This window comes from Eggerthella sp. BIOML-A1 (assembly GCF_009875595.1).
GTDB classification, from domain to species: Bacteria; Actinomycetota; Coriobacteriia; order Coriobacteriales; family Eggerthellaceae; genus Eggerthella; species Eggerthella lenta.
The window spans coordinates 183,207-197,972 of record NZ_WWRZ01000001.1; the positions used below are offsets into that span (position 1 = coordinate 183,207).

General features: G+C 64.0%; 10 protein-coding genes and 1 tRNA gene. 3 read left to right on the top strand and 8 right to left on the bottom strand.

Features of this window, described 5'->3' with window-relative positions; all coding sequences use genetic code 11:
* Positions 1–66 precede the first annotated feature (66 nt).
* A complete protein-coding gene (locus GT590_RS00805; RefSeq protein WP_226844320.1) occupies positions 67–2,709 on the bottom strand; it encodes an ATP-binding protein in 2,643 nt (880 codons plus the stop codon).
* Between the two features lie 240 nt (positions 2,710–2,949).
* Between GT590_RS00805 and GT590_RS00810 the strand changes: the two genes are divergently transcribed.
* A complete protein-coding gene (locus GT590_RS00810) occupies positions 2,950–3,141 on the top strand; it encodes a DUF6724 family protein (RefSeq protein WP_009305350.1) in 192 nt (63 codons plus the stop codon).
* A gap of 211 nt (positions 3,142–3,352) precedes the next feature.
* The gene (locus tag GT590_RS00815; RefSeq protein ID WP_009305351.1) at positions 3,353–4,234 is read left to right on the top strand and encodes a PfkB family carbohydrate kinase; all 882 of its coding nucleotides are present in this window, start codon (positions 3,353–3,355) and stop codon (positions 4,232–4,234) included.
* Positions 4,235–4,376: 142 nt separating this feature from the next.
* Here the strand turns inward: GT590_RS00815 and GT590_RS00820 are convergent, their stop codons facing one another.
* The 5 genes from GT590_RS00820 to GT590_RS00840 all read right to left on the bottom strand — a co-directional run bounded on the left by GT590_RS00820 (position 4,377) and on the right by GT590_RS00840 (position 9,418).
* Entirely contained in the window at positions 4,377–5,273 is an 897-nt protein-coding gene (locus GT590_RS00820; protein WP_009305352.1) for an acetamidase/formamidase family protein, read from the bottom strand.
* Between the two features lie 139 nt (positions 5,274–5,412).
* A complete protein-coding gene (locus tag GT590_RS00825; protein ID WP_081434225.1) occupies positions 5,413–7,332 on the bottom strand; it encodes a serine/threonine-protein kinase in 1,920 nt (639 codons plus the stop codon).
* 398 nt (positions 7,333–7,730) lie between these two features.
* Complete coding sequence (locus GT590_RS00830) at positions 7,731–8,366, bottom strand: YigZ family protein (RefSeq protein ID WP_086414203.1); 636 nt, start codon at positions 8,364–8,366, stop codon at positions 7,731–7,733.
* Positions 8,367–8,432: 66 nt separating this feature from the next.
* Positions 8,433–8,519, bottom strand: a tRNA-Leu gene (locus GT590_RS00835).
* Positions 8,520–8,587: 68 nt separating this feature from the next.
* The gene (locus GT590_RS00840) at positions 8,588–9,418 is read right to left on the bottom strand and encodes a CPBP family intramembrane glutamic endopeptidase (RefSeq protein WP_114551612.1); all 831 of its coding nucleotides are present in this window, start codon (positions 9,416–9,418) and stop codon (positions 8,588–8,590) included.
* 35 nt (positions 9,419–9,453) lie between these two features.
* Here GT590_RS00840 and GT590_RS00845 point away from each other — a divergent pair, with 35 nt between their 5' ends.
* Positions 9,454–10,227, top strand: coding sequence for a traX family protein (locus GT590_RS00845; protein ID WP_021409653.1), 774 nt, complete (start codon positions 9,454–9,456; stop codon positions 10,225–10,227).
* A 67-nt stretch (positions 10,228–10,294) separates the two neighbouring features.
* On the opposite strand, the gene GT590_RS00850 is transcribed toward GT590_RS00845, so the two are convergent.
* Entirely contained in the window at positions 10,295–11,644 is a 1,350-nt protein-coding gene (locus GT590_RS00850; protein WP_021409658.1) for an LCP family protein, read from the bottom strand.
* 275 nt (positions 11,645–11,919) lie between these two features.
* Positions 11,920–14,169 carry a MurT ligase domain-containing protein gene (locus GT590_RS00855; protein ID WP_114556907.1) on the bottom strand — a complete coding sequence of 750 codons (2,250 nt, stop codon included), beginning with the start codon at positions 14,167–14,169 and terminating at the stop codon, positions 11,920–11,922.
* Positions 14,170–14,766 lie beyond the last annotated feature (597 nt).

Genomic DNA, 14,766 nt, shown 5'->3' on the forward strand with positions numbered 1-14,766 from the left:
CGGGCGGCGCACCTCGTCGTTCCTTCACGCACCCGGCATGTTCCGTCGGGCGGCCAGCCGACGCCCTTATCCTTCATAGCGCTTTCGCACGTACTTGATGAGGGTGGCCAGCACGCGGCGCATGTCGATGGGCTTCGACAGATGCGCGTTCATGCCGCTGGCCAACGAGGCGCTCACGTCTTCGGCGAAGGCGTTGGCCGACATCGCGATGATGGGCACGGCATCCGCATCTTCGCGATCGAGCTCGCGGATGCACCGCGTGGCCTCGTAGCCGTTCATGTTGGGCATCTGCACATCCATGAGAACCGCGTCGAAGTAGCCTATCTTCGACGCCTCGAACATGACGCACGCCTCGGCTCCGTCCCCCGCTCGCTCCACTACCAGCCCCGCTTCCGCCAGCAGTTCGCAGGCTATCTCGGCGTTGAGGTCGTTGTCTTCGGCCAGCAGAACGCGCAGCCCCTCGAACTCGGTGCGGTCGAGCGCACGCGGCGCGCCCGGCATAGGGGCTTCGTAAGCCGAAACGGGACGGCTCGCCAGCCGATCGCGCGCGCCGAGGGATCGCAGCGCCGCCGCGCTCGCAGCATCGAGTTCGAGGGGCTGCGCATCGTCCGCCTCGGCGCCCTCGCCCTCCTCGAACACGATGCGCTCCGCCTCTAATGCGATACGCAGGTTGAACGTCACCGTGAACGTAGTGCCCTGCCCTTTCGTCGACTCGACGGCGATATCGCCCGCCATCATGGTGACGATGTTCTTCACGATGGGCATGCCGAGGCCCGTGCCCTGCTCGCGCGAGCGTCCCTCCATGCTGAACGGCTCGAAAATATGCTCCTTGAACTCCTCTGACATGCCTATGCCGTTGTCGGATACCGTGAACTTCACCTGGCGATACCCCATGGCGGCACCCTTCGCCACCGTGGTCTCGAACCGAACGCAGCCGCCGCAGGGCGTGTACTTCACGGCATTCGTCAACAAGTTCAGCAACAGTTGCTTGATGCGCCGCGCATCGCCCACGAACACGGCATCGGCGCATGGCGGAGTTGTCACGACGAATTCCTGGGCGCGCTGTTCGCACTGCACGCGAACGGCGGATGCCACGTGCGACAGCACGGCGCTGAGACGGAAAGGCTCGCTGGCCAGGGTCATCTTGCCGTTCTCGATTTTCGAGATGTCCAGCACGTCGTTGATCAGCCCGAGCAGATGGTCAGATGCGTCTCCTATCTTTTTCAGCGTCTCGGCAACTTTCTCGCGATCGTCCGGATTGCTCCGCGCAAGCTGCAGCGTTCCCAGAATCACGTTCATAGGCGTGCGGATCTCGTGGCTCATGCGCGAGAGGAACTCGGACTTTGCAGCATTCGCCGCCTCGGCAACGTCCATCGCATCCTTCATGGACAATTGGATCTCCTTGTCGGCCGTCACGTCGCGCATGACCACGAGCAGCTGCGGCTTATCTTCGAACGTCAGCCGCTTGACCGAGTAAGAAGCCCAGCATTCTTTGCCGGTCTGCTTGCTGCGGAACGAGAACTCCCCTTGCTCGAAGCCCTTCGTCTCGTCCTTCCTAATGCGATCGAACAGAGCCACGCCCTCGGGAGAAAGCCCTATGGTGGCCGCCAACCGCTCGTTTTGCAGAAAGGCGTCAAGGCGATAGCCGATGATGCGTTCGGCCTTCGCCACAATGGGAGTGACCTTGCCGTCGGTGGGCGAATAGAGGTTCACCGCCATATCGATGCTGTCGGACAGCGCCTCGTACAACTGGCCGAGCATGGCGACGTTCTGTTCGCGCAGGCGGCGGCGGTACGCGCCGAACACCAACAGCGCCACCACCACAAGGCAGGCGAAGATGATGGCGAACACCGCTTCGAACGTGGTGGTGACCACGGCAGCTTCGGCACGCACGTTCTCGACGGGCACCACGTTGCACACGTACCAATACCCGTTGTCGACCGGCGCGACGCACACATAACTGGATTTGCCGTCTACCGTGGCCGTGAGCAGCCCCGTCTGCTTGTTCGCCACAACGTCGCGCAGCGTGGAAAGGTCGCTCCGCGAGCGCGACTGCATGAACTGCAAGGCAGCTTCGGTTGAGACCGCGGCATCGGTGTTCGAGGCCGGCTCGCTGTACTGAGACGCCCGGTCAAGGAAGTCGTACAGCGACGTGCCGATGAACACCGGCGTCTTGGTTTCGCCCGTGGGAGGCACCAGCACCTCGCCGGTGGAACCCTCGAACAACATGAAGTAGCCGCGGCCGTCGAACATATCCAGCTGACGGGACATAGAGAACAAGCTTAACGGCACCTGCACGTACAGGGCTCCGACTTGCTGCCCATCGATATAAAGCGGCGTTTGGGCGAGACGCACGCGGGCGCCCGCCTCGTTGGCGAACGTGGCAGAGTACGAACTGCGACCCTCGGACAAAGCCGTTTCGGGCTGAGCCAGCTCGTCGACGGAAAATGCGGAGCCATCCGCGCGAACGCCTCGACCGTCCATCCCGGCAAACGTCGCATTCGCAAAGCCGTGGTGCTCCTGGAAGCTGCTGAGAGCCGGCGCAACCAACGCAGGATCGGTAGTCTGCACGGTAAACGCGCCGATGGCGTTCTGCGACATGTACATGCGGTCGGTTACGTTGCTGGCGGATTGCTCGGTGAACGTGACCACCTGCTGCTCGGCGCTCTGATTGAGCTTCTTGTCGATAAAAGACGTTAATCCGAGCACAGCAGAAACAATCGCCGCCACAATGGCGACGATTGCGATTGATGCCGTTATGCGTCGTTTGCGTTTGCGCTTGTCTTTGCCCATGGCGTGTTGGTGCTTGCCCTTCTTCAGCGCGCGTAAAGAATAAAGGAATATCCAAGCCTACCCGTACCGGATCGGCTCGACATAGTATACTCTAACGCTGAACTGCAAACACTCTGTGGCAATGGTGATGTCACGAGTTAGAGTAACGAGGTAACCATGGATTTCGGTGCGTTGTACGATTTTCTCTTCAACACCTACGCCGGCATCGGATGCCTGGTGGGAATCGGTTTGGTCGTAAGTTTGATCGCGTGCGTCATCATGGAGCGCCGCACGCGCAAAACGTTCGTCAATCACGAGCCTGACGAGGACGATTGGTCCTTTTTCGATGACGACGAAGACGACAAGTAACGTCTTCGCGTTCGTGCCGAACGGCGACCAGACGATGAGGATCGCCTTTTGAAAAGCTCCTTGCACGTACGCGCGATCACTGCTTTCGAGTCTCGCCGCGCGCAGCTTTTCAGCTGCGCGCTCCTGTTTTCAAGCCGTCAATTCTCCCGCACACTCAAACCATATAATTGAACCTCATCGCCTCTTGACAACCCGGAAAGGAAGTACTTCCATGAACGAAGCCGAAACGCATCTCTACCAGCGCGAAGGAGCGTACATCCCCCGCGTCGCCGCCGTGCATGATCTGTGCGGCTACGGCAAGTGCTCGCTGGGAGTTGCCATTCCCGTGCTGTCCGCCGCCGGCTGCGACGTATGCCCCGTGCCGACGGGCTTGTTCTCGTCGCACACCGCCTTCCCCGGCTGGTACATGCACGACACCACCGAGATCCTAGCCGACTACCTGAACGCATGGAAGGGCATCGGCGTGGAGATAGATGCCGTGTACTCCGGTTTCTTGGGCGCACCCGAGCAGGTGGATCGCATTCGCGATCTGTACGCTATGTATCCGAACGCTTTGCGCGTGGTAGATCCCGTGATGGCCGACCACGGCAAGGTCTACCCCACGTATACGCCCGAGCTGTGCTCCGCCATGGCCGAGCTGGCTTGCGGCGCCGACATCCTCACACCGAACCTCACCGAAGCCGCCATCATCCTGGGCGAGCCCATCGGCGAAGATTGGGGCGGCACCGACATCTCCGACGAAGAAGCGCACCGCCTGGTAGATGCCCTCGTGGCGAAGGGAGCGAAGCACGTGGTGCTCAAGGGCATCCAGCGCGAGGGCGAGTCCTGCATCCGCAACTTCGTGGGCGGCAAGGACTGCGAGACGTTCGAAGCGCATAACGAATACCTGCCCTACATGTTGCACGGCACGGGCGACTTGTACGCGTCATGCCTGATGGCCGCCGTGATGGCCGGTCGCTCGCTGCAGGAGGCCGTCGCGTTCGCAGGCGACTTCGTGCACGACGCCATGCTGGTGAGCGCCGAACAGCCCGACTTCAAAGACCGCGGCGTCAGCTTCGAGCCGCTGCTGGGCAAGGTGTGCGAGCTGCTGTAGGAGACGCACGCAACCTGTCAACGCGTTGCCGAAACGGCCGGCCTTTGCGGCGAAACCGCACGTTTCGGGCACGACGCATCCTCCAAGATGTCCTCCGATGGGGTCGGGCGAGAAGGCGACCGCCCGACCACCTTCTCTTCTTCTACAGCTTGAACCCCAGCGATTCCAGCACGTACTTGGGAACCATGAAGCGGACGGTCTTCTGGGGGTCCACCATCTGGCACACTTGCACGTCGGCCACCAGCGACAGCAGCATGACCAGCTCGGCCTCGTCGACGCCGGTGCGGTCGTGCAGCAGATCCACCATCTCGTGCACGGCGCGATCGGCCGCTGCGTCGAGAGACTCGGCGGACGCGATGATGCCGAGGTGCGTGCCGTTCTCGATAAGCGGATCAACCAGGTGCAGGTCGGGCAGCGCAGTGAGCGTGACCGTAGCGTAGCCGGCCACCTCGGCGCCCGACACGCTAATCTCGCCATCGCCCATCGCCGCGTGCATGTCGCCGCAGCCGAACAGCGCGCCCTCCACCGCCACGGGGAAGTACAGCGTCGCGCCCGTGGTGATGGCGGTGTTGTCCATGTTGCCGCCGTGGCTGCCGGGCGTTCCGCAGTTCACCGGATCGCCCGCCGGGGCCACGCCGATGACGCCGATCATGGGGTTAAGCGGGATGGACAGCTGGTCGTTCCACACTAGCTTGTCGCCGTCGATAGCGCACAGGTGCGTGCTCCACGCGTCGAAGCGGTCGCCGCACACGCCCTCGTCCTTGCCCGTGCACGACGCGGTTTGCGGGTCGAGCTCGATGTTCTCGATGGTCACCTTCAGCGCGCCGCCGGGCACCGCGCCCTCCACGAACACGGGGCCGGTTGCCGGGTTGATGCGATCCCAGTCGATCTCGTCCAGCTCGTCCTCGGGCGTCTGCACCTGGTTGCCGAAGCAGTCCTGCGTGCGGATGCGCACCGTCTCGCCCGATGCCACCGTCAGCGCCGGCTCCAAATCGCGCGCGAACGCGAACAGCACGCGCTCGTCGTTAAGTTCCTGCATGAGGCCACCCTTTCTACAAGATTGTGCTGAGGTTAATAGTACTACGGAGGGGGCCGGCTCGGCAGCATCTCTTGTGTCGGATTCTTGCTCGAAAAATACGACGAGCAATCAAGCGGGGGGGGGGACCGCTTTCGCGAGTTTACGCTTCGCCCTCGTAATCTTCCTCGTAGTAATCCGGCTCGGGGACGAGGACGCACATGAGCAGCATCGCCACGATGGGAACGAGCGTGAACACGAGGTTGTTGAAGGACGGCATCCAGGTTGCTTGCCCCGACGCGACCCAAGCGGCCAGGACGATGCCCGCCAGCAGCAGAGCGCTCGCCACGAGCGTGCCCAGCACGGCGAACGCACGCGTCGGGCGCAGGCGGAAGGCCGACAGCGCACCCGTAGCCGCAATCCAGCTGATCACGATGCACCACAGCGCCGGCTGCATCAACAGACTGCCGATGCTGGCCTGCACGTCGAGCCCCGCAGAGAACTGCCAGTTCGTCAGCGCGTCCCAACCAAGCAGGCTGTGCGACCCGCATGCGGCCAACATCACGCTGACCACCAGCGAGAACGCCAGCGCTCCGAACGCGCGCGCAGGCGGCAGGCAGAACCCGGCCACGAGCGGCGTCAGCTGGTTGCAGCCGAACGCCCCGGCAAGCGGCGGCACGAGCGTCGCGTTCGCATCGGCGTCGCCCAAACGCCCGGTGAAGTACCACCAGGCCGCCGTCGCCGCCAGCAGAACGCATCCTGCGGCGGGAGCGTTTCCGGCGATGAGCGCCGCCGATAACGCGAAGTATGCCAACAGCGCGCCGAGATGCGGCTTCAACGCTCCCGCCAACGTCACGAGCGCGAACAGCCCCCAGAACAGCGGGTTGGCGAATCCGCTGGTCTGCGGCAGATTCGCGAACGCCACGAACGCGACCGCCCCGCTGCCCAGCGCGCCCGCCGCATGCGCCGCCACCGTGCGCTGCAGCGGCGTGATGCGCTCGCGGAGCGGCACATACGGAACAGGTGGCGCGGTCTCGGTTTCCTCTTCCTCCTCATCGTCGGCGTGACCGACGATGACGGAGAGCTCGCGCACGCCGCGCTTCGGATCGCCCAGGAACGGCTCCAGCTCCTCCGCGAAATCGGCGACCGTCGCGTAGCGCTCTTCCCGGTCGGGGTCGAGCGCGAAGAAGATCACGTCGTCGACGGCGGGGTCCAGCTCGTCCCAGCACAGCGACGGCAGCACCAGCTCCGCATCTTCGATAACAGCTTCAGCGCGCTCGAGATCGGGTGCCAGAAACGGGTTCTCGCCCGCCAGCATCTCGTACGTCAGCGACGCCAACGCCCATTCGTCGCAGCGCACGTCGAGGTTCTCCTGGCGCATCTGCTCCAGGGGCATGTACCCGATGGTTCCTCCGCCGGCCGCGCCGTAGCCGGACGCGTCGGCCAGCGTGGCCAGGCCGAAATCGGTGACTTTCACCTGGCCTTGATGGTTGATCAGCACGTTGTCGGGCTTGATGTCGAGGTGCAGCACCTGGTTGGCGTGCGCCACCTCCAACGCGTGAGACACCGACGCGAACACGGCAGCCACCACATCCAATGTGAGACGGTCGGCGTGACGATGCAGCAGCTCGGTGAGCGTGACGCCTTCGACGTACTCCATGATGAGGTAGGCGGTGGACTCCTGCACCTCGAAATCGTACACCGCGACGATGCTCGCATCCGACAGCATTGCCGCGGTGCGCGCCTCGTCCAAGCCGGGAACGTGCGCGAGAGAATGTACCAGCGGCCCGTCGCCTACCAGGTCAAACACCGAAGTCGCATCCCCTTCGGCTTCGTCGGCATCGTTGAAAACGGGATCGTCTTCCCAGGGAAGCGGCTCGTGCTGCGGCGCGCGCTGCGCGACGGCGTTCGCCCCTGGAAGCGCCGCGCGCGCGGCGTCCACCTCATCCAGCTCGATGCATTTGATGGCCACCTTGCGTTGGATGCGCGTGTCCCACGCCACCCGCACGGTGCCGAAGCCGCCGGCTTTCGCTTCGCCGATGGGTCGATACCGGTTCAATATGAGCTGTCGATCGCGTGCCATGCGCCTATTATAGGGCAGGCGGCCGCAGATGCCCACGCGAGCTGCCGCAACGCATGCCTTGCGCAAAAACCTTAACCCCTATGTGCAGCAAAATCGAGTTTTTGGCAGTGATCGCTCGCATTCGCCGGCTCCAAAAGCACGCGGAAGAGCCCTGGCAAGCCGTCAGCGAAAGAAACCGCAGGTCGCGTTTTGCCCATGTCGCTTGAGAATCAAGCAAGACTGCCAAAAGCTCGATTTTGCTGCACATAGCGCTGAAGAATTATGCGACAGCGAGGGCGACAAGCAGCGAGCAGCGAGCAGCGAGCAGCGAGCAGCGAGCAGCGAGCAGCGAGCAGCGAGCAGCGAGCACATCATAGCGCAAGCAACTGCGCCTCGCTCCGCCCCAACAGCCGCGAGACTCAGAACGCAGCCTCGAGAGGCTCGCTCACGCGCACGCGCTCCTGGCCGCGTTCAAGCTCGGTGATCTTGAGCAGCAGGGGCTCCTGCGTGCCGTCGAGCATGCGCAGGCGCAGGGTGACCGCATCGTCGTACACGGTATCGAGCACTTTCGCGCCGCAGTCCGACGCAATGCGCACGAGCTGGTCGTACTTGCCGTACGCCGCTCGCACTTCGATGTCCACGCACCGCGACACCACCACCAGCTCCGCCGCCTCGATACCCGCCTGCGTGGCCTGCGTGTACGCGCGCACGAGGCCGCCCGTGCCCAGCAGCACCCCACCGAAATAGCGCGTGACCACCGCGATCACGTCGGTCAGCCCCGCGTGCTGGATCACCTCGAGCGTGGGAAGCCCCGCCGTCTTCTGAGGCTCGCCGTCGTCGGAATAGCGCACGCGCCCTTGCGCGCCCGCGCCGCCCTCGCGCAGCACGTAGGCGTACACGTTGTGGCGCGCCATGCGGTTGGCCGCGCGGATCTCCTCGAGGAACGCCAGCGCCTCGTCCTCGGTTTCGACATGCGCCAAGCTCGCGATGAAGCGGCTCTTCTTTTCCTCGATCTCGGCGGTCGCCCGCCCCGCTATGGTGGTGTAGGAAGTCATGGGGAAAGTGTAGCAGACGCATAGCAGGGCAGCAAAAAACCCGCCGAAGCGGGTTTGCAATTCAGATGGTGCGGGCGAGAGGACTTGAACCTCCATGGGGTTGCCCCCATACGGACCTGAACCGTACGCGTCTGCCAATTCCGCCACGCCCGCACAACAAAGGCTTCTTATCGAAGCGAGTGAACATGATACCTGAGTTCATGGATCGTGACAAGGAGAAATTACACGTTCTTTGAATTTTTCCGAAAGCTACGAAAAGCCGCGTGCGCCGCGGGAAGCAGGAGCACGGTCGAGACAGCAAGCAGAACGAAGTCGATCGGGTCGCCGGTAACGTAGGTTTGCTGCAGGTTTCCCGCCAGCAGCTGCGGGCCCGCGTACAGGAAGTTGAACGCGGCGTGCACGGCGACGAGCGTCCACAAGTTGCGCGTTCCGAAGTACATCGCCGCCATGAACAGGCCGAACAAAGCGGCTTGCACGGGTTTGCACGCCGCCTGCGCAACCGCGACGAGATCGGCGGCCTGAACGGCCGAGGCAGCCTCGCCCAGCGACACGTGCAGCGCGCCGAACAGCACGGCCGACACGAGGGCCGCTCGCAGCATGCCGCGTCGGCCTCCTCCCAACGCCGGAGCGAACGCATCGAGCGCCAGCACCCGGAAGACGCCCTCCTCGAACACAGCGGTCAGGAGGCAAAGCGCGGCCACTTGCATCACGTGCAACGGGGAGGCGTCCAAAGCGGCTCCTTGCGGTTGCACGACCAGCGACGCGAGGCCCGCAGCCAAACCCACGGCCAGCACGTACAAGGCCCACGCGAGCAAACCGCGCCCACCGCAAAGGCGCGGCGCGCGCAAAGCCCGCGGCCGCGACGCCGCCACAGCCGCAAGCGCGACCGCAGCCAGCGCCGCGCCCTGCGCGAGCGACCCGGCGAGGGTGTCGCCGGGAACCAGCGAGAAGCAGCACGCCGTAGCCACCAACGCCGCCACGAACACGGCGGCGCGATGGTTGCGCGCGCAACCGCCGTCCTCAAGCCCCATCGTGGAATTCGCGCGCGTCACGCAGCCTCATCGCCCTTTGCCATCGAATACATCGTATGCAGGCAGTATACTGGAACGCCATGAGCGCCACGTCGAGCATATCAGCAGCTTCCCCGAAGCGGGGCGTTTCCTCGTTCACGCTCAAAGTCGTGGCCATCGTCGGCATGACGTTCAACCACGCCTGCTACATTTTCTATCCCTACCTGCCTGCCGAGGCGCTGCTCCTGCTGTTCGGATTCGGCGGGCTCACCTTCCCCATCATGGCGTTTCTGCTGGTGGAAGGCTACCATCATACCTCGAACATCAAGCGGTACGCCGGTCGGTTGCTGGCGTTCGCGCTCGTCTCGCAGGTGCCGTACGGCCTGTTTCTGGCGCACAACCTCAACGTGCTGTTCACCCTGCTCATCGGCCTGGGAATTCTGTACTTGTACGACACTATGGAAAGCCGCGGCGGATTCTGGCTTGCTGCCGCAGCGCTGGTGACGGCCAGCGCGCTGTGCGACTGGGGGATCATCGGGCCGCTCATGATCCTCATGATGCGCGCGATCCCCGACCGGCGCCAACGCATCGTGTTGCCCCTGCTCGTGCCCATCCTGGGCAACGGCCTGCCGGCGCTCTCCGACTACATGGCAGCGTTCGATCCAGCGCTGCTGCCGTTCGCGCTGTACCCGCTGCTGGGTTGCACGGCCACCATCCCGCTGCTGCTCGCCTACAACGGCTCGCGCGGCCGCCCGATGAAGTGGCTGTTCTATGCATACTACCCCGCGCATATTCTGGTGCTGGGGTTGGCGAAGGGGTTGCTGCTGGGCGATTGGACGCTGGGGCTGTAGAGGCCGATGCCGCACGGGATCCTTCGACTCCGGCGCTGGCGTCTCCGCTCAGGATGACAGAAGACGGCTACTTCCAGTCGCTTCCCAGCATCACGAGGAAATCGCTCTCGAACAGATACGATCCGTCGTTTTTCATGGCTTTTCCAACGCCAAGAGCATCCACGATCTCCTGCGCGCGCGATGCCTTCGCCTCATCGTCGTAAATCACCAGCGTCTTAGGGTAGTCGAAGCTGTCGGCATTGCCCGACTCCACCGAATAGCCCAGTTCCTCGATGCGCTCGGACGCCTCGGTGCCCGCGCCGGTGATGCCGTTGCCGTTGCGCACCGCCACGCTGCCCGTGCGCTTCGCTTTTTTCTGCGTGCCGTCCTCGTTCGTGCTGGAATGCGTCTGGCCGCTGCCGGTGGTTGCCAGCACGGTGTTCGACATCTCGTCGACGATGTCCTCGTCGGTGGGCGGAAGGCCCTGGTTAACGCGAGTCATCATTTTCTTCCATTCGTCGACGTTGTTGATTTCGTACCAGACGTCGTTGATGTACTTGGACGTAGTCGGCTCCATGGCCGAATAGATGTCGGTGGCCGGGTCGAGGCCCTGCATCGTCTGCGCGAGGCCGATGATGTCGGAAATCTCGAGATCCGTAGTCACGTATTGGGAAAGCGCCTGGACGGTGGATGCCATCGTGGCCACGTCGGCCGACAGGATTTTCTTCGCGATGGCGGACAGCACGAGACGCTGGTTCGCTGCACGGTAGGAGTCGCCGTCGCCGTACTCGTCGTAGGCATGGCGCGAACGACACAGGATGAGCGCCTGATCGCCGCTCAGCGTCTGCAGCCCGGCATCCAGATGGCCGCCGGCATCCTCGTCGTCGATCTCCATCGGAACATCCACTTCGACGCCGCCCAGCGCATCGACAATGTCTTTGAAGCCGTCGAAGTTGATCTCGGCATAATGGGAAATGGGCACGCCCGCCAACTTCGATACGGTTTTCACCGTGAGAGCGGCTCCGCCGATGGCATGTGCAGCGTTCAGCTTGTTCTGCCCGTATTCCCCCATGTCTACCAGGGTATCGCGGTGGATAGAGACGAGCGTCGCCTTCTTGTCCACCGGGTCGATGCGCGCGAGGATGATGCTGTCGCTTCGGAACTGATCGCCGGCGAACTCTGCCGACGCTTCACGATCGTTCGAACCATCCGTACCCATGAGCAGGATGTAGAACGGCTCGTTCGCCAAATCGGTATCCACGAGAGCGTCGCGCAGCTCTGCGCTGACGCCGTCGTGAAGGTTTCCCGAGAGTACGTTGTAGTACGCGAACGCAGCCCCCGCCCCGCCCAGCACCAGCACGCCCACAACGGCAAGCGCGATAACCAGCGTGCGGCGACGAGAGCGTGCGCGCGTGCGCTCGTAATCGGCTCGCGACACGCGGCGCGGCGTGGGAGCGGATTCGCCTTGAACGCTGGGGCGACGACCCGGTTCAGTCTGACGGGAGCGGCCGTACGAGGAGCGGGAAAAACGCTCGGTGCTCGCAGGGCGCCGTTGAGGGCTGCGTTTGTTGTCCATTGCGCCATTTTCGCGGCAGCGCTCTACCCGCGCAACCGCCTCCATCGGTTTACTAGGAAAAGCCCACAGGGCAGCGCAGCGGAAGCGGTGTCATCCTGAGCGAGCACCAGGTTGACGCCGCACCGGCGAGCTTCCCGCTACCTGTGCACTCCCAGCTTCTTGACCATGGCGTCGTTCGCATCTTGCTCGACGGCGTCGTCGAGCGGCGCCAACTCGATGGCCGGCTGGCCCGTTCGCGATGTGAAACGCTGGAGAGCGCGTGCGAGCAAATCGTCCGCAACCTCGGGGTTCTTCGCCAGCAGCGGGCCATGCAGATACGTGCCCACCACGTTCTTGTAGCGCACGCCGTCCTGCTTGTCGGCATCGTTGTTGCCGTGCCCCGTGGAAGACGCCACGGCGCCGAAGGGCTCGACGCCCGCGCCGAGGTGCGTGCGTCCCGCATGGTTCTCGTAACCCACGACAGGGCGCTTCGCCAGCGGCGAGGTCAGCACGATGTTGTCGATGAGCCGGTCGCCGGAGCCGCCCGCCGCACGCTCGGTGGTCATGTCGACGATGCCCAGGCCCTGCACCACCTCGTCGCCCAGCAGCCACTCGTGACCGAGAATCTGGTAGCCGCCGCAGATGGCCAGCAAGACGCCGCCGTCCTCCACGTAGGCGTGCAGCTGCTCGCGCATGTTCATGAGCTCGGCCGACGCCAGGCGCTGCTCGCGATCGGGGCCGCCGCCCAGCATGACGAGGTCGACGCCGGAAAGGTCGATGGACTGACCGTGGTTGACGCGCTTGACCTCCACGGGGATGCCGCGCCAGCGCAGGCGCTGTTCGAGGATGCGCACGTTGCCGCCGTCCCCGTACAGGTTGAGCAGGTCGGGGAAGAGGTGCGCGATCACAAGTTCCGTCGGCTTTCCAGCCGACGGAACGGCCCGACGCTGCGAAGAGCCCTCGCATCCGATCTCGGCGCTTTCATGCTTGCCCTCACGCACCGAAGTGCGCTCGGCCGCATGACACGCCGATCTCGAACGCGAGGGCTCTTCTCGCTGACTTTGCTGGACCTGCGAGACATTCGTCAGCACCTCGTGCACCGGGGGCAATGCGGTGTAGTTCGCGATCAGGTACGCGTTCTCCTTGGCCGGCCGGCTAGCGATGCGCGACAGCAGATCTTCGGCGTCCGCAACCACCTGCGATTCGATGCCGGCGTACTTCAGACGCACCTGCATGTCGTTCGCGCGCAAGCCGCCCGCGAACACGGTGAGCTTGGCCGGATCGTCCGCCAGCTCCTCGAAGTCGATATCCCACAGCCACGACACGTCGCGGCCATCGCCCTCCTTGTCGTTTACGAAGAAGGCCACCACCTTGTCGCCCGCGTCCTGCGCCACGATCTTGAGGTTCTGATTGAAGCCGGTGGGGTTCTTCGCGAGGTTCAGCAGCACGCGCCGACCGGCGATATCGAACGTTTGCAGGCGCCCGTTCTGCGGGTCGAAGGCGTCGATGGCCTTCTGCAACGAGGGAAGCGGGCAACCGGCGAGACCGGCAGCGGCAGCGGTTGCCAGTAGGTTGTACACCATGTACGCGCCGGTGTACGGCGCGGCGATCGAACCCGCGGCTGCCCCCTCGCCGTGCCGACGCACGTCGAACGACAACCCGCTCAGGCCCAGCTTCACGCCCGTTGCCGCGAAGTCCAGGGCGGGACGCGCGAACCCGCAGGTGGGACACGAGAACGATCCCAGTTGCCCGTACTGGCGATAGTCGTATTCCAACATGGACGAGCAGCGCTGGCACATCTGCGCGTCGGCCACCGAATTCTGCGGCAGCCCCAGGTTCTCGTCCACGCCGAACGCGATGGAAGGGTTCGCCGCACGCTCGGCGATGCGGACGCACAGCGGGTCGTCGGCGTTGTACACCAGCACCGTGCCCGGCGACTTCTCCAGCGCGCCCACGATGCTGTCCTGGATGCGGTCGATCTCGCCCACGCGGTCCAGCTGGTCGCGGAACAGGTTGAGCAGCACCACGTAGGTGGCCTGCAGCTGCGGCAGGATCTTCGCCAGCCACAGCTCGTCGCACTCGAACACGCCCCAATCCGACGGGCCGGCGTGCAGCAGCGACGTCGCCACGCCCGAGTCCAGGTTCGCGCCGGTCCGGTTGCACACCACGCGCCGGCCCGCCAGCTCAAGCGCGTCGGCCAGCAGGTTCGTCACCGTGGTCTTTCCGTTCGTTCCAACCACGCACACCGAGCCCTGCTCCAGCTTCGGCGCGAGGTCGGCGATGAGACGCGGGTCCACGTACAGCGCGATTTTGCCCGGGAAGTTCGCGGCGGGACGGCGGAACACGTTTTTGAGACCCCACGTTGAAACGGCGCTGACGGCGCGCGCGCCGGCGAACTGCAAACCCATAGGTCATTCCTTTCGATCACGTTGCGTTCAGTATAGTGGTTCCACCGCGCCCCGCACGCCGCCCCCGCCCGCATCGACACCCGCCCTCCATACAAACTTCAGGACGAGCAGCGCCAGCGCAAGGCTCACTCGTCACCCCTCGTCAACCTGACAGCCTCTTCAACCAAAAGAAGAACCGCGCCCCGATTTATCCTCAACTAACCTTGATGCCGCTATGCTGATGAGATAAAGTGATTGTGCAGCCGTCGGCCGAAGCACGCGGCCGCATGCACCCGGCGATCCAGGAAGGTTATGCCCGAACGCTATTACGACGACGCTTTTTTCCAGCATTCGAATGACGAGCGAGCTTCCCGTCGTTCCGATGAGTCGACTTCTCCAGGTTCACGACCACACCAGTACAACACCAGGCAAACCGCACGTTCCACTGCCGCCCGCTCCCGCCCGAACGCAACACAGCAACCGCGCAATGCGGCATCCCCCTACCAGAAGCCAGGACGTTACCATCGACCGCCGAGCCCCGAACAACCGAGGCGGCGCGCTGTTGGAATCATTGCCAGCCTGCTCGTAGTGGCCGCTTTCGCCGTTGGAGGGTACTTC

Excerpts from the sequence above, each read along its gene's own strand:
- GT590_RS00855 (WP_114556907.1), bottom strand. The coding sequence starts at position 14,169 with ATGGGTTTGCAGTTCGCCGGCGCGCGCGCCGTCAGCGCCGTTTCAACG.
- GT590_RS00830 (WP_086414203.1), bottom strand. The coding sequence starts at position 8,366 with ATGACTTCCTACACCACCATAGCGGGGCGGGCGACCGCCGAGATCGAG.
- GT590_RS00810 (WP_009305350.1), top strand. The coding sequence starts at position 2,950 with ATGGATTTCGGTGCGTTGTACGATTTTCTCTTCAACACCTACGCCGGC.
- GT590_RS00815 (WP_009305351.1), top strand. The coding sequence starts at position 3,353 with ATGAACGAAGCCGAAACGCATCTCTACCAGCGCGAAGGAGCGTACATC.
- GT590_RS00825 (WP_081434225.1), bottom strand. The coding sequence starts at position 7,332 with ATGGCACGCGATCGACAGCTCATATTGAACCGGTATCGACCCATCGGC.
- GT590_RS00820 (WP_009305352.1), bottom strand. The coding sequence starts at position 5,273 with ATGCAGGAACTTAACGACGAGCGCGTGCTGTTCGCGTTCGCGCGCGAT.
- GT590_RS00845 (WP_021409653.1), top strand. The coding sequence starts at position 9,454 with ATGCAGGCAGTATACTGGAACGCCATGAGCGCCACGTCGAGCATATCA.